Below are 17,665 nucleotides of genomic sequence, written 5' to 3' on the forward strand. Positions count from 1 at the left end.
GCATGTTGGGTAATTGGTATTACCAATTTACAAGCGCTGTTGGCTAGGTTAAAAGCCTTATGTGGTATGTGTCAATTTGCCGCCCCTAAATCTTTGGTCGCAGTGTTCGTTGCCGGGCATCTGATTCGGTCTTGGGGAGCGTCACTGACAGGTGTGAGGGCGGCGCGAATCGGCGAGAATAGAGGGCCCGGCGTGTGGTCGGGATGATGGAGAGCAGTTATGGGGTTTGATCAAATTCGTCAGCGCCGTTTGTCTGACGATATTGTCGAGCAGCTTGAGGGCATGATTCTCGAGGGCACGCTGAAGTCGGGTGAGCGTCTTCCGGCTGAACGTGCGCTGGCTGAGCAATTCGGGGTGTCGCGGCCATCGTTGCGCGAAGCGATTCAAAAATTGTCAGCCAAGGGCTTGCTGGTCAGCCGCCAGGGCGGTGGTAACTACGTCGCCACATCGCTGGGCTCGACGTTCAGTGACCCGCTGCTGCAATTGCTGGAGAGCAACCCGGAGGCACAACGCGATTTACTTGAGTTTCGCCATACCCTTGAGGCGTCATGCGCCTTTTACGCGGCATCGCGGGCAACGGAGATGGACCGGGATCGCTTGCGGGTGGCTTTTGAACGGCTTCAGGACTGTTACACCCGGGTCGATGAAGTGAGCCGGGCAGAAGAGGGCGAGGCGGATGCAAATTTCCATCTGGCCATTGCCGAGGCAAGTCATAACGCCGTGTTGCTGCACACGATTCGTGGGTTATTTGACCTGTTGAAGCGTAACGTCGTGACCAACATCGGTGGCATGTACCAGCAGCGCAGTGAAACGCGCGACATGTTGATCGGTCAGCACCGTGAGCTGTATCTGGCGATTATCGAGGGGCGGGCAGACGATGCCCGGGAGATTTCCAGTCGGCATATTCTGTATGTGCAGGAAGTGCTGGAGGAGGTGCGTCAGGAAGTGCAGCGCATGGCGCGGGCCGAGCGACGCAACGGGTTATGAGGGCGTACGCCTGCAGGAACGAGCACGCTCGCCCCTGCAGAAGGCTGAGAAGAACTAGTCTTCCTTGCCTTTGTTGCGCACCGCACGCTGCAACTCGCGATCAGAGTCGCGCTCGCGCTCGGTATGACGCTTGTCGTATTCCTTCTTGCCTTTACCCAGGGCAATTTCGCACTTGATCAAGTGCTTGCTCCAGTAAAGGGAGAGGCAAACGCAGGCGTAACCCTTCTGCTGCACTGAAGCAAACAGCTTTTCCAGCTCGCGCTGGTTAAGCAGCAGTTTGCGGCTGCGCGTCGGGTCGGCGATAACGTGGGTGCTGGCGGTCGTCAGAGGCGCAATATGGCTGCCGAGCAACCATGCTTCACCATCTTTGAGCAGCACATAGCTGTCGACCAGCTGTGCCTTGCCTGCACGCAGACTTTTTACTTCCCAGCCGGCCAGGACCAGACCAGCCTCGAACCGATGTTCGATGAAGTAATCGTGTCGCGCTTTTTTGTTCTGCGCGATGGTCCCTGTGGGGTGTTTCTTCTGTTTAGCCATAGGGCCGGCATTATAGGCAGTTGCGCGCGTGTCGGCTACGGGCATCCTGCGTGATTGAGTGCTAAGGACTGCGTGCTTGAGGACATAGGGTGAATCCCGGACAATGCGCGCTCTTTTTTGATCGGTTGGGCGTAGTAACGATGTCGACAGACAAGGTTTCTGTCCACGGCAGTTGGGCAAGCCGTTGGGTCTTTATTCTCGCTGCGACCGGATCTGCCGTGGGTTTGGGCAGTATCTGGAAATTCCCTTACATGGTTGGCGTCTATGGTGGCGGCGCTTTTGTGTTGGTTTTTTTGGCGTGTATCGCGCTGATCGGTGTTCCTGTCATGCTGGCTGAAACCCTGATCGGGCGACGGGCGCGGCTGAGTCCGGCCAATGCCTTGAAGGTGCTGGCAGTTGAAGCGGGGCACTCGGGGCGTTGGTCGTGGGGCGCATTTGCCGGGATGATTACGGCATTGCTGATCCTGTCTTTTTACAGCGTGGTGGGCGGCTGGTCGCTGGATTACATCATCAATATGGGCAAGGGCGACTTTGAAGGTGCGACAGCCGGCCAGGTCGGTGCGTACTTCAGCGATGTCATTTCCAACCCCTGGCGCCTGACGTTCTGGCATACCGCCTTTATGTTGCTGTCCGCGTACGTGATTGCAAAAGGCGTCGTGGCAGGGCTTGAGCGCAGTCTGCGGATCATGATGCCGATTCTGTTTGTGCTGTTGCTGGTGCTGTTGGGTTACAGCATGACCACGGGGCACTTTATGGAAGGCGTACATTTCATGTTCGACTTCAACCCGGATCGCGTACTCGACGGTTTGCTGGCGGCGATGGGCCATGCGTTCTTTTCGCTGAGTGTGGGCGTAGGTTCGATCATGATCTATGGCGCATATATGCCCAAAAATGCGTCGATCTCCGGAACCGTGGTGGGCGTAGCGTTGATTGACACTTTCGTCTCATTGCTCGCCGGGCTGGCATTATTTCCAATTGTGTTCGCGTCAGGGCTCAACCCGAGCGAGGGGCCGGGCCTGATGTTCGTGACCTTGCCGTTTGCCTTTGGCAACGTGGCGTTTGGTCAGTTGATGGGCGTAGTGTTCTTTGTACTGGTGGCGGTGGCGGCCTGGAGCTCGGCCATTTCGTTGCTTGAGCCCATGGTTGCGTATCTGGTGGAGCGAACCAAAGTCAGGCGCCTATGGGTCACCTTCTGGCTGGCTTTCAGCTGCTGGTTTGTCGGGCTGGGTACGGTGTTCTCGTTCAACATCTGGAAGCAGGCCAAGTTTTTTGTGAGCGAAGAATCGGGCTTCCATCTGTATCAGTGGGGTACTGCGAGCGGCCTGGATTTCTTTGGTGTCGTCGATTTCTTAACCTCGCGTATCATGTTGCCGTTGGGCGGGCTGTGCTTTGTGGTCTTCGCCGGCTGGATCATGGGGCGTGGCGCGGTACGCGACGAGTTGTCGATGCGCAGCCCGGTTTTGTTCGCCCTGACTCTTTTTTTGATGCGCTATGTGGCGCCACTCGGCATCCTGATTGTGTTTGCCGCCCAGCTGTGGAAATAACGCTGACATGACTACACATATTCAACGTTCCGCGCTGCTGCCTTACCCGGCACAGGCGCTCTATGACCTGGTTAACGATGTTGCGCGTTATCCGGAGTTTCTGCCGTGGTGCTCGTCTGCCGAGGTTCTGGAAAGCACCGAAGTTTTGATGCGTGCCAGTTTGGGGGTGGCCAAGGGAGGCTTGAGCCAGCACTTCGTCACCCGAAATACGCTGGTGCCCGGGCAGTCGATTGAAATGAACCTTGAAGAAGGTCCGTTCACCAAGCTGCACGGCCTTTGGGTGTTCAAGCCGCTGGGTGAGAAAGCCTGCAAAATCAGTTTGGACATGACCTTTGATTACGCGGGCGCGCTCGTCAAAGCGACCCTGGGTCCTTTGTTCAATCAGGCTGCCAATACGCTGGTGGATGCATTTTGCCAGCGCGCCAAGCAGTTACATGGCTGAGCCGGTGATTGAGATTGAAGTGGTCTATGCGGCGGTCGATCGTCAGCGGCTGATGGCTCTGCTGGTACCCGAAGGCACGACAGTGCGGGCGGCAGTGCGTGTGTCGGGCATAGGGGACGAGTTCCCCGAGCTTGATCTGGCTACCTGTCCGGTGGGGATTTTTGGCAAGCAGGTGACCGAACCTGAAGCCCGGGTGCTTAAATCGGGCGAGCGGATCGAAATTTATCGTCCACTATTGGCTGACCCCAAAGAGATTCGCCGCTTGCGTGCTGCTAAAGCAGCCGAGGCCAAACGATTGAATCAGGCTTGAAGCACTGAATGGCAGACAACAAAAAGCCCGGCATGCCGGGCTTTTTTGTGCCGAACACTTATTGTTCGGAAGTATCCAGAGCCTCGGGTGTCGGCACTGGAACGGCTTCGACGCCGTCGACATCCTTCTGGATTTGATCCAGCAGAGAACCAGGCTTGGCTGGAACCTCGCTCGGCTCGGCCGGCGCTTCTTCAGGGCTGACCACGTTAGTGGCACCGTCCTGACCAAGAATCGCTTCATCGCGACTCACGCCAGGCTTGAAATCACCTGACAAGCTGACGAGCTGGTCGCTTTCATTGAAGAACACACTCATGCGCTCTTGTTGGCGTTCACCGCCGCCGGGCTGCAGGCTATACAGATAATCCCAGCGATTTGGGTGGAATGTGTCGGTCAACAGGGCGTTGCCCATGATAAACCGCACTTGCCGACGGGTCATTCCCGGGCGTAACTGGTTTATCATGTCCTGTGTGACGACATTGCCCTGTTGGATGTCGATTTTGTAAACCCCGGGGAATGAACAACCGGCGAGTGCGAGCAGTCCCACAAAGGTGAAACTGGTTAGCAAGAGCTTGGTGTTTTGCATCGGTGGGCGACTTCCACTATCTTGGCTGGGACAACGTAAACGCCGATCATACCCGTATTAAGAGGAGCTGCGAAGCAGCTTCCGCGAGAAAGCTAACCATGGTTGAAAATAGCGAACTGCGTAAAGCCGGTCTTAAGGTGACTCTGCCACGAGTCAAAATTCTACAGATGCTCGATTCTGCCGAGCAGCGTCACATGAGTGCCGAGGATGTTTACAAGGCCCTTATGCAAGCTGGAGAGGACGTCGGTCTGGCCACGGTTTACCGTGTACTGACTCAGTTTGAGTCAGCCGGGCTGGTGATTCGTCATAATTTCGATGGCGGTCATGCGGTCTTCGAATTGGCAGATGCCGACGGTGGACACCACGACCATATGGTCAACGTGGACAGCGGTGAGGTGATCGAGTTTTTCGACGAAGACATCGAAAAACTGCAGCACGCCATTGCTGCCAAGCACGGCGTAGAGTTGGTGGATCACAACCTCGTGTTGTACGTGCGCAAGAAAGTAAAATAAGCATGTCGCGCGAATTTCGGTTCGCGAAACGATCGAAGGCGACTCAAGAGTCGCCTTCGTGCCGTCTGGATATCGGCTTTTTCTGACCGTTCGTCGTTAAGCGGCGTTCTTGGCAGTGACCACCATTTTTTTGGCGTGAGCCAGCGACTCTTTGGTGAGGTCAATGCCGCCGAGCATGCGTGCGACTTCTTCGACGCGTTCTTTTTTGCTCAGCTTGGACACGGCTGTGCGCGTGGTGTCGCTGTCACGCACCTTGTGGACAAACAAGTGCTGGTGGCATTGCGCAGCTACCTGCGGCAAGTGAGTCACGGTCAGCACCTGACCCCGTTCGCCAAGGCGGCGCAACAGTTGGCCTACGATCTCGGCGGTCGGCCCGCCAATTCCCACGTCCACTTCGTCAAATACCAGGGTAGGCACGCGCGAGGTTTGCGCGGTGATGACCTGAATGGCCAGGCTTATACGTGACAGTTCACCACCGGAAGCAACTTTTGCCAGAGCCTTGAGGGGCTGTCCGGGGTTGGCACTCACCAGCAATTCGACGTGTTCCAGGCCGTGAGGTGTCGGATCGCTGCTGTTATGGGGGCGCAATTCGATGACAAAGCGTCCTCCCGGCATGCCCAGACGCTGAATTTCTTCTTCGACCGCGCTTCCCAGGCGAGTGGCGGCATGGGTGCGCAGATTGCTGAGCTCGCGTGCGCACTCTTGATAGTGGCGGGTGTAGCTGGCCAGCTCATTACCCAGACGCTCGATGGATTCATCATTGGCGTTAAGGGTTTCGAGTTCTTCCAGCAGTTTCTGTTGCAGGGCGGCGACGTCGGTGGGTTGTACGCGGTGTTTGCGCGCCAGGGTATAAATGGCATCGAGCCGCTCTTCGAGGTACAGCAGGCGTCCGGGATCGGCATCAAAGTGGTCGAGAAAACGATTGAGTTCACCCACGGCCTCTTCGACCTGGATCTGGGCGCTGGCCAGCAGGTCGGTGGCTTCGCTCAAGGAGCCGGAGTTGTTATTGATGCTTGAAAGGCGGTTCAGGCTCACCGTGAGTGCATTGAGCACGTTGCCGGAATCGTTTTCGCTGCATTGTTCGACCACCTGGCGGCAAATGGTCAGCAGGGTTTCGGCATTGGTCAGGTTTTTGTGTTCCTGCTCGAGCTCTTCCAGTTCGTTTTCGCCCAGCGCCAGGTTTTCAAGCTCTTCAAATTGATAGCTGAGCAATTGATGGCGTGCACGCTGCTCATCACCCGAGTTGGACAGGTGCTCAAGTTCCTGTCGGGTCTGGCGCCAGCGTTGTGCAGCCAGTTGCACCTGGCGGGCCAGATCCGTTGCCCCGGCATACTCGTCCAGCAGGCGGCGGTGGGTATCGGGCTTGAGCAGGGATTGATGTTCATGCTGACTGTGGATATCAATCAGCAGCTCGCCCAGGGCTTTCAGGTCGCCCTGGGGGCATGGTGTACCGTTGATATAGCCACGGGACCGGCCTTCGCTGGTGATGACGCGGCGCAGGATGCACGGGCCGTCGTTTTCGAGGTCGCGCTCAGCCAGCCAGGCGCGGGCTTCAGGTATGTCATGCAGGTCGAAGGTGGCGAGAATGTCGGCCTTTTCGGCGCCCGGACGCACCACGCCACTGTCGGCCCGGTCCCCAAGGGTCAGCCCCAATGCATCGAGCATGATCGATTTGCCGGCGCCTGTTTCACCAGTGATTACACTCATCCCGCGATCGAGTTCAAGATCGAGGTGTTCAACGATGGCGTAGTTATGTACGGACAAGTGCACCAGCATGGGGGCAGCTCCAAAACGTAATGTCTGGTTATTTATACAGTGTTTTTAATCGTCCTGACAATGGGCTGGCTTAGTTCTATTTGCTTGCGATTTTCTGTTTTTTAAGCCGTTCTGGATTTTCGCGCCGGGAAGAGATGGCTGCAAACTGGCACCTTCGTGTTTTTGGCTCTTGAACCTGGGAATTGCGACCCCATATACGTTGGCAGAAGCGCGAGTCGAGCTCGCGGACAAAGTTTGAAAGGAGAAATCTATGGCAGACGAACAGACTATGGATACGCAGAACCAAGACGCTAATCAGGCCGCCGACGTTGCAGGTGAAGATCTGGTAGCCCGTGTGAAGGTGCTTGAAGAGCAGCTGGCAGCCGCTAATGATCAGGCTCTTCGCGTAGCTGCCGATCTGCAGAACGTCCGTCGTCGAGCTGAGCAGGATGTTGAAAAGGCACACAAGTTTGCCCTGGAGAAGTTTGCAGGCGATCTGTTGCCGGTCATCGACAGCCTGGAGCGCGGTCTTGAGCTCTCCAATGCGGATGACGAAAACATTCGTCCTATGCGCGAAGGGATCGAACTGACCCTGAAAATGTTCCAGGACACCCTGAAGCGCTATCAGATGGAAGCTATCGATCCGCACGGCGAACCCTTCAATGCCGAGCATCATCAAGCCATGGCAATGCAGGAAAGCGCTGACCTGGAGCCAAACAGTGTGCTCAAGGTGTTTCAAAAAGGTTATCAGCTCAATGGTCGCTTGCTGCGCCCGGCTATGGTCGTAGTCAGCAAGGCGCCAGCGCCGGTTTCGCCAACGATTGACGAGCAGGCTTGAAATCGGCCGTAAGGCCCCCATTTAGAAGTCAAGCGTTTAAGTGCTACCGCAGGTTAGTCATTACTGCTGCGGCAACAAAATCCAAATTTCGGGAGAGTTAACATGGGCAGAATTATCGGTATTGACCTCGGGACCACCAACTCGTGTGTTTCGGTTCTTGAAAACGGTAAAGCAAAAGTTATCGAAAACGCAGAAGGCGCGCGCACTACGCCGTCGATCATCGCGTACGCCAACGATGGCGAAATTCTGGTTGGTCAGTCGGCCAAGCGTCAGGCTGTGACCAATCCGCATAACACCCTGTACGCGGTGAAGCGTCTGATCGGTCGTCGTTTTGACGAAGAAGTTGTACAGAAAGACATCCAGATGGTGCCTTACAAGATCGCCAAAGCTGACAACGGCGACGCTTGGGTTGAAGTGAACGGCCAGAAAATGGCTCCGCCACAAATCTCGGCTGAAATTCTGAAGAAAATGAAGAAGACCGCCGAAGACTACCTCGGCGAGCCAGTGACTGAGGCTGTGATCACCGTTCCGGCCTACTTCAACGACAGCCAGCGCCAGGCGACCAAAGACGCCGGCCGCATCGCGGGCCTGGACGTAAAACGCATCATCAACGAACCAACCGCGGCCGCTCTGGCTTACGGTATGGACAAAGCGAAAGGCGACCACACTGTCATCGTTTATGACTTGGGTGGCGGTACTTTCGACGTATCGGTCATTGAAATTGCCGAAGTGGATGGCGAGCACCAGTTTGAAGTGCTGGCGACCAACGGCGACACGTTCCTGGGTGGTGAAGACTTTGACATTCGTCTGATCGACTACCTGGTTGACGAGTTCAAGAAAGAAAGCGGCATGAACCTGAAAGGTGATCCGCTGGCAATGCAGCGTCTGAAAGAAGCCGCTGAAAAAGCCAAGATCGAACTGTCTTCGAGTCAGTCGACCGACGTGAACCTGCCGTACATCACTGCAGATGCCACGGGTCCTAAGCACTTGAACGTGAAGATTTCCCGCGCCAAGCTGGAATCGCTGGTTGAAGATCTGGTTCAGCGCACCATCGAGCCTTGCCGTATCGCTCTGAAAGACGCCGGCATCGACGTAGGTGCAATCAACGACGTGATTCTGGTCGGTGGTCAGACTCGTATGCCGCTGGTACAGAAGCTGGTTACCGAGTTCTTCGGCAAGGAAGCACGTAAAGACGTGAACCCTGACGAAGCCGTGGCAATGGGTGCTGCTATCCAGGGCGCGGTATTGGCTGGCGATGTTAAAGACGTTCTGCTGCTGGACGTGAGCCCGCTGACTCTGGGTATCGAAACCATGGGCGGCGTGATGACTGCCCTGATCGAGAAAAACACCACGATTCCTACCAAGAAATCGCAAGTGTTCTCGACTGCTGACGACAACCAGGGCGCTGTGACCATTCACGTGCTGCAGGGTGAGCGTAAGCAGGCTGCTCAGAACAAATCGCTGGGCAAGTTCGATCTGGCTGACATTCCGCCAGCTCCACGTGGCGTGCCTCAGATCGAAGTGACCTTCGATATCGATGCCAACGGCATCCTGCACGTAAGTGCAAAAGACAAGGCGACTGGCAAGTCTCAGTCCATCGTGATCAAGGCTAACTCGGGTCTGTCCGAGGAAGAAATTGCTCAGATGGTTCGTGACGCTGAAGTCAACGCTGAAGAAGACCGCAAGTTCGAAGAGCTGGCAGCTGCGCGTAACCAGGGCGATGCACTGGTTCACTCGACGCGTAAAATGATCGCCGATGCGGGCGATAAAGTGACCGAAGACGAGAAAGTGGCAATCGAAGCTGCAGTGGTTGCTCTTGAAGCGGCCGTTAAAGGCGACGACAAGGCTGCTATCGAAGCCAAGGTTGAAGAGCTGTCCAAGGTGTCTGCTCCAGTGGCACAGAAAATGTACGCTGAGCAAGCGAACCCGGCAGACGCAGCGGCCAAGCCTGCTGATTCGGCTGAAAAGGCTGACGACGTAGTCGACGCCGAGTTCGAAGAAGTAAAAGACAACAAGTAAGACGCTTGTTTGTCGGCCGGTTGACCGTGTTTGAGCGGTGACTGGTAGGATGTCGCCGCGCGGGAGCTTGCTCCCGCGTTGGCGTGTCTGGAGTAGAGGAATTTTTACAGCATGCGACAAGGTCGAGTGCTTGCGGTTTGGCCCGGATCTTTTGTTGTGTCCGGCCTGAGATAGCCGCGCCTGTCGGCCACTGCATTGGCTGTTTAACAGAAACCAATATCGTTGAAAAAGACGTGAGTCAGGCCTGGTTTGTAGTGGGGCTGGCGGGTTTGGTGAGGCTCGGGAGGGTTTTGCCGAACGTCCTTGAGAGTGCAAAGAATTATGGCAAAGCGCGATTATTACGAAATATTGGGTGTCGAACGTAGCTGCACTGAGGTGGAGTTAAAGAAAGCGTATCGTCGTCTGGCAATGAAGCATCACCCGGACCGTAATCCGGATGACAAGGCTTCGGAAGAGCTGTTCAAAGAGGCTAACGAGGCTTACGAGGTTCTGTCGGACTCCAGCAAGCGCTCGACCTACGATCAATATGGTCATGCTGGCGTTGATCCCTCCATGGGTGGCGGCGGTGCCGGTTTTGGCGGGCAGAACTTCTCCGATATTTTCGGCGACGTGTTCAGCGATTTCTTTGGCGGTGGCCGGGGCGGCTCCCGGGGCGGGGCTCAGCGCGGTAGCGATTTGCGCTATACGCTGGACCTGAGTCTGGAAGAGGCTGTTCGGGGTACCACAGTCAATATCCGCGTTCCGACGCTGGTTAATTGCAAGCCGTGCGACGGTTCTGGCGCCAAGAAAGGCTCTTCGCCCGTTACCTGCACAACCTGTGGCGGTATTGGTCAGGTACGCATGCAGCAGGGGTTCTTCTCTGTGCAGCAGGCATGCCCGCGTTGCCATGGGCAGGGCAAAGTCATTTCCGATCCGTGCGACAGCTGCAATGGCGCCGGTCGTGTAGAAGAATACAAGACCCTTTCCGTCAAGGTGCCGGCAGGCGTTGATACGGGCGACCGCATTCGTCTGTCGGGTGAGGGTGAGGCCGGCGTACAGGGCGGGCCGACGGGTGACCTGTACGTAGTGATTGAGGTGCGTGAGCACGATATCTTCCAGCGCGACGGCAAGCACCTGTTCTGTGAAGTGCCTATCAGCTTTGCTGATGCCTCGCTGGGCGCTGAGCTGGAAGTGCCGACCCTGGATGGTCGGGTCAAACTGAAAGTGCCGGAAGGTACCCAGACCGGCAAGCAGTTCCGTTTGCGTGGCAAGGGTGTTGCGCCGGTGCGTGGCGGTGGTGCGGGCGATTTGATGTGCCGTGTCGTGGTCGAAACGCCAGTGAAGCTGAGCCGCCGTCAGCGTGAGCTGATGGAAGAGTTCCGCTCAACCCTGGAGGGCGATAGCTCTCACTCGCCTAACGCCACTGGCTGGTTTGAAGGCGTGAAGCGATTCTTCGGCGATCTGTAAGGAGCGGGGCATGCGACGTATAGCTGTGATGGGCGCTGCAGGGCGCATGGGCAAGACGTTGGTCGATGCGGTACAGCAGCGTTCGCCGCTGTGCGGTCTTACGGCGGCCATCGTTCGTCCGGGCAGCTCGCTGATCGGCGCCGATGCCGGCGAGCTGGCTGCAATCGGTCGGGTAGGTGTGCCGCTGTCTGCCAGCCTCGAGGCGGTTGTCGAAGAGTTCGATGTGCTGATCGACTTCACGTTGCCAGAGGTGATGCTGAAAAACCTGGCAATGTGTCGCGCCTCGGGCAAGGCGATGGTGATTGGTACTACGGGTCTGAGCCCGGCCCAAAAGCAGTTGCTGGCCGAGGCGGGCAAGGACATTGCGATCGTGTTTGCGGCCAACTTCAGTGTTGGGGTGAATTTGTCGCTGAAGCTGCTCGACATGGCTGCCCGCGTAATGGGTGATGATGCGGACATCGAGATTATCGAGGCTCACCACCGACACAAGATCGATGCCCCTTCAGGCACAGCGCTGCGCATGGGTGAAGTCATTGCCGATGCGTTGGGGCGTGACCTGCAAAAGGTCGCGGTCTACGGTCGGGAAGGCCATACCGGTGCCCGCGACCGCGAAACCATCGGTTTCGCGACTGTTCGCGGAGGCGATGTGGTCGGGGATCATACGGTTCTGTTTGCCGCAGAGGGTGAGCGTCTTGAAATCACTCACAAAGCATCCAGCCGCATGACCTTTGCCAAGGGTGCCGTTCGAGCTGCGCTTTGGCTGGAAGGGCGCGAGCCTGGTTTGTATGACATGCAAGATGTGCTCGACCTGCGTTGAGTTGTCTCTGTAAAATCGGGCTGTTGCTACCTTGGCAGCCCGTTTTTAACCGCTAAGCGATGTTCTGTCGCATTCCTCTGCCTTTTAGGCTCTTTAGCGGTAGACCAAAAAAGCCTTTTTCTGTAAGCTACAGCTTTAGTGTGTCCACTAAAAGCGCGCAGATAATTCGATGAAGAAGCGGGGTGACGTGTCCATACGTCACTCCGCTTTTTTACAACCTGCGATCGCCCTTTCAGGCTTTATTTACGGGAGGTCTTCTTGACTAAGCAAGCCATACTCGCCCTTGCTGATGGCAGCATTTTTCGCGGCGAAGCCATTGGGGCCGACGGTCAGACCGTTGGTGAGGTGGTGTTTAACACCGCAATGACCGGCTACCAGGAAATCCTTACCGATCCTTCCTATGCTCAGCAAATCGTTACCCTGACTTACCCGCATGTTGGCAATACTGGCACTACGCCGGAAGATGCCGAGTCTGATCGTGTCTGGTCCGCAGGTTTGGTTATTCGTGATCTGCCGCTGGTTGCCAGCAACTGGCGCAACACGATGTCGCTGTCGGATTACCTGAAAGCCAACAATGTTGTCGCGATCGCCGGCATTGATACGCGCCGCCTGACCCGCATCCTGCGTGAAAAGGGTGCGCAGAATGGCTGCATCATGGCCGGTGACAACATCTCCGACGAAGCCGCCATCGCGGCAGCGCGCGGCTTCCCGGGCCTGAAAGGCATGGATCTGGCCAAAGTGGTCAGCACCGAGAAAGCCTATGAGTGGCGCTCCAGTGTCTGGAACCTGGCCACTGACAGCCATCCGACGATCGAAGCGTCGGAACTTCCGTACCATGTCGTTGCTTACGACTACGGTGTGAAGTGGAACATCCTGCGCATGCTGGTTGAGCGTGGCTGCCGCGTGACCGTTGTGCCGGCACAAACCCCGGCCAGCGATGTGCTGGCACTCAATCCGGATGGCGTGTTCCTGTCTAACGGTCCTGGCGATCCGGAGCCGTGTGACTATGCAATTACCGCCATTCAGGAAGTACTCAAAACCGAGATCCCTGTGTTCGGTATCTGCCTGGGTCACCAACTGCTGGCTCTGGCCTCCGGCGCCAAGACCGTAAAAATGGGGCATGGTCACCACGGTGCCAACCACCCGGTTCAGGATCTGGACACGGGTGTGGTCATGATCACCAGCCAGAACCACGGTTTTGCGGTTGATGAAACGACCTTGCCGGCCAATGTGCGTGCGATCCACAAGTCGTTGTTCGACGGTACCCTGCAAGGTATCGAGCTGACCGACAAGAGTGCTTTCAGCTTCCAGGGTCACCCTGAAGCCAGCCCGGGCCCGAGCGACGTTGCACCGCTGTTCGATCGTTTCATCAATGAGATGGCCAAGCGCCGCTGATCACGTCCTTGTTGTAGCGAAGCCCTGAGGTGGCCCCGGAATCCGGTGGCCCCCGGGGTTTCAGGAACCTGATCGACGGCTTGCCGACTGACCTGCGGATTTGAGTGACAAACCCATGCCAAAACGTACAGACATTAAAAGCATCCTGATTCTCGGCGCTGGCCCGATTGTGATCGGCCAAGCGTGCGAATTCGACTACTCCGGCGCCCAGGCCTGCAAGGCTCTGCGCGAGGAGGGTTACCGCGTCATCCTTGTTAACTCCAACCCGGCCACCATCATGACCGACCCGGACATGGCCGACGCGACCTACATCGAGCCGATCAAGTGGCAAACCGTTGCCAAGATCATCGAAAAAGAGCGTCCGGACGCGCTGTTGCCAACCATGGGCGGCCAGACTGCGCTGAACTGTGCCCTGGACCTGGAGCGCGAAGGCGTTCTGGAGAAGTTCGGTGTGGAAATGATCGGCGCCAATGCCGACACCATCGACAAGGCTGAAGACCGTTCGCGTTTCGACAAGGCCATGAAGTCCATCGGCCTTGACTGCCCGCGCTCCGGCATCGCCCACAGCATGGAAGAGGCCAATGCGGTCCTCGAAAAGCTGGGCTTTCCGTGCATCATTCGTCCGTCGTTCACCATGGGCGGCACGGGTGGCGGTATTGCTTACAACCGCGAAGAGTTCGAAGAGATCTGCTCGCGCGGTCTGGATCTGTCGCCAACCAAAGAGCTGCTGATCGACGAATCGCTGATCGGCTGGAAAGAGTATGAGATGGAGGTTGTCCGCGATAAGAAGGACAACTGCATCATCGTGTGCTCGATCGAAAACTTTGACCCGATGGGTGTGCACACCGGTGACTCGATCACCGTTGCTCCGGCACAAACCCTGACGGACAAGGAATACCAGATCATGCGTAACGCCTCGTTGGCGGTACTGCGTGAAATTGGCGTCGAAACCGGCGGTTCCAACGTTCAGTTCGGCATCTGCCCGGATACTGGCCGTATGGTCGTCATCGAGATGAACCCGCGCGTTTCCCGCTCTTCGGCGCTGGCCTCGAAAGCCACTGGCTTCCCGATTGCACGTATCGCGGCAAAACTGGCGATTGGCTACACCCTCGACGAATTGCAAAACGAAATCACCGGCGGTGCTACTCCGGCGTCCTTCGAGCCGTCGATTGACTACGTTGTGACCAAGCTGCCTCGCTTTGCTTTCGAGAAATTCGCCAAGGCGGATGCGCGCTTGACCACGCAGATGAAATCCGTGGGTGAAGTCATGGCCATTGGCCGGACTTTCCAGGAGTCCCTGCAAAAAGCCCTGCGCGGTCTCGAAGTGGGCGTCAGCGGTCTTGATCCAAAGCTCGACCTGAGCAACCCGGAAAGCATGGCCGTGCTCAAGCGCGAGCTGACCGTGCCGGGTGCCGAGCGCATCTGGTATGTGGCTGACGCGTTCCGCGCAGGCATGACCGTTGAAGATATCTTCGGCATGAACATGATCGATCCATGGTTCTTGGTACAGATCGAAGATCTGATCAAGGATGAAGAGAAGATCAAGACTCAGACCCTGACTTCGATCGATCGCGACGCCATGTATCGCCTCAAGCGCAAGGGTTTCTCCGATGCGCGTCTGGCCGTGCTGCTGGGTGTGAGCGAGAAGAACCTGCGCCGTCACCGTCACAAGCTTGAAGTGTTCCCGGTCTACAAGCGCGTTGATACCTGCGCGGCCGAGTTTGCCACTGACACTGCTTACATGTACTCGACCTATGAGGAAGAGTGCGAAGCCAATCCTTCGGACCGTGACAAGATCATGATCCTGGGCGGTGGCCCGAACCGTATCGGCCAAGGTATCGAGTTCGACTATTGCTGCGTTCACGCCGCTCTGGCGCTGCGTGCCGATGGTTACGAGACCATCATGGTCAACTGCAACCCGGAAACGGTTTCCACCGACTACGACACCTCGGATCGCTTGTACTTTGAATCCGTAACACTGGAAGACGTACTCGAAATCGTTCGTGTCGAGAAGCCAAAAGGCGTGATCGTCCAGTACGGCGGCCAAACCCCGCTGAAACTGGCGCGTGCCCTGGAAGAAGCTGGCGTACCGATCATCGGTACCAGCCCGGATGCCATCGACCGTGCAGAAGACCGTGAGCGCTTCCAGCACATGGTTGAGCGTTTGAACCTGCGTCAGCCGCCAAACGCCACTGTGCGCAGCGAAGACGAAGCCATTCGTGCTGCGGGCAAGATCGGTTACCCGCTGGTAGTTCGTCCTTCCTACGTGTTGGGCGGTCGGGCGATGGAAATCGTCTACGAAGAAGAAGAGCTGAAGCGCTATCTGCGTGACGCAGTGAAAGTCTCCAACGACAGCCCGGTGCTGCTGGATCACTTCCTGAACTGCGCAATCGAGATGGACGTTGATGCTGTCTGCGACGGTACTGACGTAGTGATCGGCGCGATCATGCAGCATATCGAACAAGCCGGTGTTCACTCCGGTGACTCTGCGTGCTCGCTGCCTCCTTACTCGTTGCCGCTGCACATCCAGGACGAGATGCGTGAGCAGGTCAAGAAAATGGCACTGGAGTTGGGCGTAGTAGGCCTGATGAACGTGCAATTGGCCCTGCAAGGCGAAGATATCTACGTGATCGAAGTGAACCCGCGTGCCTCGCGTACCGTTCCTTTCGTATCCAAGTGCATCGGCGTTTCCCTGGCGATGATCGCTGCGCGCGTCATGGCGGGTAAAACGCTGAAGGAAATTGGTTTCACCAAAGAAATCATTCCTAACTTCTACAGCGTAAAAGAAGCCGTTTTCCCGTTCGCCAAGTTCCCGGGCGTTGACCCGATCCTCGGCCCGGAAATGAAATCCACCGGTGAAGTGATGGGCGTGGGTGACACGTTCGGTGAGGCATTCGCTAAAGCCCAGATGGGTGCCAGCGAAGTGCTGCCAACTGGCGGTACCGCGTTCATCAGTGTGCGAGATGATGATAAGCCGCTGGTGGCGGGTGTTGCCCGTGACCTGATCAGCCTGGGCTTTGAAATTGTTTCGACGGCTGGAACGGCCAAGTTCATCGAAGCTGCCGGCCTGAAAGTGCGCCGTGTGAACAAAGTGACCGAAGGTCGCCCTCACGTTGTCGACATGATCAAGAATGACGAAGTCACCCTGATCATCAACACGACCGAAGGCCGTCAGTCGATTGCTGACTCTTACTCCATTCGCCGCAACGCCCTGCAGCACAAGATTTACTGCACCACGACCATTGCTGCTGGCGAAGCGATCTGCGAAGCGCTTAAATTCGGTCCTGAAAAAACCGTACGTCGCTTGCAGGATCTACACGCAGGATTGAAGGCATGATCAAATACCCAATGACGGTCCAGGGCGCGAAGGCCCTGGAAGAAGAACACGCACATCTGACCAAGGTTGTCCGTCCCAAGCTGAGCCAGGATATCGGCACTGCACGTGAGCTGGGCGACCTGAAGGAAAACGCTGAATACCATGCTGCCCGGGAGCAGCAAGGTATGGTTGAGGCGCGTATCCGTGACATCGAAGGCCGTATGCAGAATGCGGTGATCATTGATGTGACGACTATCCCTCATACCGGCAAGGTGATTTTCGGTACTACGGTTGAGATCGCCAACGTCGAGACAGACGAAAGCGTGACCTATCAGATCGTGGGAGAAGATGAGGCTGACTTCAAACTCGGAAAAATCTCCGTAGGTTCGCCGCTTGCTCGCGCCTTGATAGCCAAGGAAGAGGGTGATGTGGTTGCGGTGAAAACGCCGGGTGGCGTCATTGAGTACGAGATCGTTGAGGTACGCCACATCTGACTCAGGGTGCCCGCTTCGTGCGGGCACACTGCTTCAAGGCTGACCCGGAAGTGCCCGGGTTGGCTGATGATGGCCACAGAATTGTTTCAGGTGCTGGCTCGAACAGGGCTGGCATCGTTGTTGTACGAGAGGCGTGCAGTAAGCAGCGCATGGACGTGTTGGTTGCGGGATGCAGGCGTTGGGCGTCTCTGGCTGCCTGATGCGTTGCGCGGGCAGTTATTGCTTGCTACATGTCTCGGGCAAGAGTGTCAGGGCGCGCCAGGCGCGCCCTTGACCCTTGTCGGCATCACTTGAAACGATGGATGTTCGACAGTTGCTTGTTAACGTTGACGTTCTTGCGGTACAGAAGCGCCATTTTACCGATAACCTGTACCAATTCCGCTTTGCCGGCCTTGCACATTTCTGCAACGGCCTCCAGGCGGGATTCGCGATCCAGGATGTTGACTTTGATTTTAATCAGCTCGTGATCGCCCAGTGCGCGTTCGAGTTCGGTTAAAACACCCTCAGTCAAACCATTATCAGCCACAGTCAATACTGGTTTCAGATGGTGGCCAATGGATTTGTACTGTTTCTTCTGCTCTTGAGTGAGCGGCATAATCTGACCCCTGTGTCTGATCTTGTAAAAAGCGGCGGCCAGTTTACCCGAGCGAGTCCGGGACCGCCCAGTTAA

At 56.6% G+C, this 17,665-nt stretch carries 16 protein-coding genes; 12 read left to right on the top strand and 4 right to left on the bottom strand.

Annotated features, from left to right (window positions below; all coding sequences use genetic code 11):
* Nucleotides 1–219 precede the first annotated feature (219 nt).
* Complete coding sequence (locus tag AWM69_RS18480; protein ID WP_218727897.1) at nucleotides 220–987, top strand: GntR family transcriptional regulator; 768 nt, start codon at nucleotides 220–222, stop codon at nucleotides 985–987.
* A gap of 54 nt (nucleotides 988–1,041) precedes the next feature.
* Here the strand turns inward: AWM69_RS18480 and smpB are convergent, their stop codons facing one another.
* Nucleotides 1,042–1,524 carry an SsrA-binding protein SmpB gene (gene smpB / locus AWM69_RS18485; RefSeq protein ID WP_048383611.1) on the bottom strand — a complete coding sequence of 161 codons (483 nt, stop codon included), beginning with the start codon at nucleotides 1,522–1,524 and terminating at the stop codon, nucleotides 1,042–1,044.
* Between the two features lie 140 nt (nucleotides 1,525–1,664).
* Here smpB and AWM69_RS18490 point away from each other — a divergent pair, with 140 nt between their 5' ends.
* The 3 genes from AWM69_RS18490 to AWM69_RS18500 are packed head-to-tail and all read left to right on the top strand — an operon-like array spanning nucleotide 1,665 to nucleotide 3,820.
* Nucleotides 1,665–3,068: a sodium-dependent transporter gene (locus tag AWM69_RS18490; RefSeq protein ID WP_218727898.1), complete on the top strand. Its 1,404-nt coding sequence runs from the start codon at nucleotides 1,665–1,667 to the stop codon at nucleotides 3,066–3,068.
* 7 nt (nucleotides 3,069–3,075) lie between these two features.
* Entirely contained in the window at nucleotides 3,076–3,510 is a 435-nt protein-coding gene (locus AWM69_RS18495; RefSeq protein ID WP_218727900.1) for a type II toxin-antitoxin system RatA family toxin, read from the top strand.
* Nucleotides 3,503–3,820 carry an RnfH family protein gene (locus AWM69_RS18500; RefSeq protein WP_218727902.1) on the top strand — a complete coding sequence of 106 codons (318 nt, stop codon included), beginning with the start codon at nucleotides 3,503–3,505 and terminating at the stop codon, nucleotides 3,818–3,820. Before AWM69_RS18495 ends, AWM69_RS18500 begins: the two co-directional genes overlap by 8 nt.
* A 58-nt stretch (nucleotides 3,821–3,878) precedes the next feature.
* Here AWM69_RS18500 and AWM69_RS18505 read toward each other — a convergent pair whose 3' ends face one another.
* Entirely contained in the window at nucleotides 3,879–4,403 is a 525-nt protein-coding gene (locus tag AWM69_RS18505) for an outer membrane protein assembly factor BamE (protein WP_218727903.1), read from the bottom strand.
* Nucleotides 4,404–4,501: 98 nt separating this feature from the next.
* Here AWM69_RS18505 and fur point away from each other — a divergent pair, with 98 nt between their 5' ends.
* Nucleotides 4,502–4,915 (top strand): ferric iron uptake transcriptional regulator, encoded by a 414-nt coding sequence (fur, locus tag AWM69_RS18510; protein ID WP_048362124.1) that lies wholly within the window; start codon nucleotides 4,502–4,504, stop codon nucleotides 4,913–4,915.
* A 96-nt stretch (nucleotides 4,916–5,011) separates the two neighbouring features.
* Here fur and recN read toward each other — a convergent pair whose 3' ends face one another.
* Nucleotides 5,012–6,691 (bottom strand): DNA repair protein RecN, encoded by a 1,680-nt coding sequence (recN, locus tag AWM69_RS18515; RefSeq protein WP_131654964.1) that lies wholly within the window; start codon nucleotides 6,689–6,691, stop codon nucleotides 5,012–5,014.
* Between the two features lie 250 nt (nucleotides 6,692–6,941).
* Here recN and grpE point away from each other — a divergent pair, with 250 nt between their 5' ends.
* From grpE to greA, 7 genes are all read left to right on the top strand, one after another.
* Nucleotides 6,942–7,508, top strand: a complete 567-nt coding sequence (grpE, locus tag AWM69_RS18520) for a nucleotide exchange factor GrpE (protein ID WP_131654965.1) — start codon at nucleotides 6,942–6,944, stop codon at nucleotides 7,506–7,508.
* A 102-nt stretch (nucleotides 7,509–7,610) separates the two neighbouring features.
* Nucleotides 7,611–9,527 (top strand): molecular chaperone DnaK, encoded by a 1,917-nt coding sequence (gene dnaK, locus AWM69_RS18525; protein ID WP_048383625.1) that lies wholly within the window; start codon nucleotides 7,611–7,613, stop codon nucleotides 9,525–9,527.
* A 321-nt stretch (nucleotides 9,528–9,848) separates the two neighbouring features.
* Nucleotides 9,849–10,973 (top strand): molecular chaperone DnaJ, encoded by a 1,125-nt coding sequence (gene dnaJ, locus AWM69_RS18530; protein ID WP_048383627.1) that lies wholly within the window; start codon nucleotides 9,849–9,851, stop codon nucleotides 10,971–10,973.
* 10 nt (nucleotides 10,974–10,983) lie between these two features.
* Entirely contained in the window at nucleotides 10,984–11,790 is an 807-nt protein-coding gene (dapB, locus tag AWM69_RS18535) for a 4-hydroxy-tetrahydrodipicolinate reductase (RefSeq protein WP_131654966.1), read from the top strand.
* 258 nt (nucleotides 11,791–12,048) lie between these two features.
* Complete coding sequence (carA, locus tag AWM69_RS18540) at nucleotides 12,049–13,185, top strand: glutamine-hydrolyzing carbamoyl-phosphate synthase small subunit (RefSeq protein WP_218727905.1); 1,137 nt, start codon at nucleotides 12,049–12,051, stop codon at nucleotides 13,183–13,185.
* Nucleotides 13,186–13,300: 115 nt separating this feature from the next.
* Nucleotides 13,301–16,522: a carbamoyl-phosphate synthase large subunit gene (carB, locus tag AWM69_RS18545; RefSeq protein ID WP_048383642.1), complete on the top strand. Its 3,222-nt coding sequence runs from the start codon at nucleotides 13,301–13,303 to the stop codon at nucleotides 16,520–16,522.
* Nucleotides 16,519–16,995, top strand: coding sequence for a transcription elongation factor GreA (greA, locus tag AWM69_RS18550; RefSeq protein WP_020299921.1), 477 nt, complete (start codon nucleotides 16,519–16,521; stop codon nucleotides 16,993–16,995). The genes carB and greA overlap by 4 nt, the downstream gene beginning before the upstream one ends.
* 286 nt (nucleotides 16,996–17,281) lie before the next feature.
* On the opposite strand, the gene yhbY is transcribed toward greA, so the two are convergent.
* A complete protein-coding gene (yhbY, locus tag AWM69_RS18555) occupies nucleotides 17,282–17,590 on the bottom strand; it encodes a ribosome assembly RNA-binding protein YhbY (RefSeq protein WP_218727907.1) in 309 nt (102 codons plus the stop codon).
* Between the last annotated feature and the right edge of the window lie 75 nt (nucleotides 17,591–17,665).

The organism is Pseudomonas sp. D1HM (assembly GCF_019266105.1).
In the GTDB taxonomy this organism is placed as follows: Bacteria; Pseudomonadota; Gammaproteobacteria; order Pseudomonadales; family Pseudomonadaceae; genus Aquipseudomonas; species Aquipseudomonas taetrolens.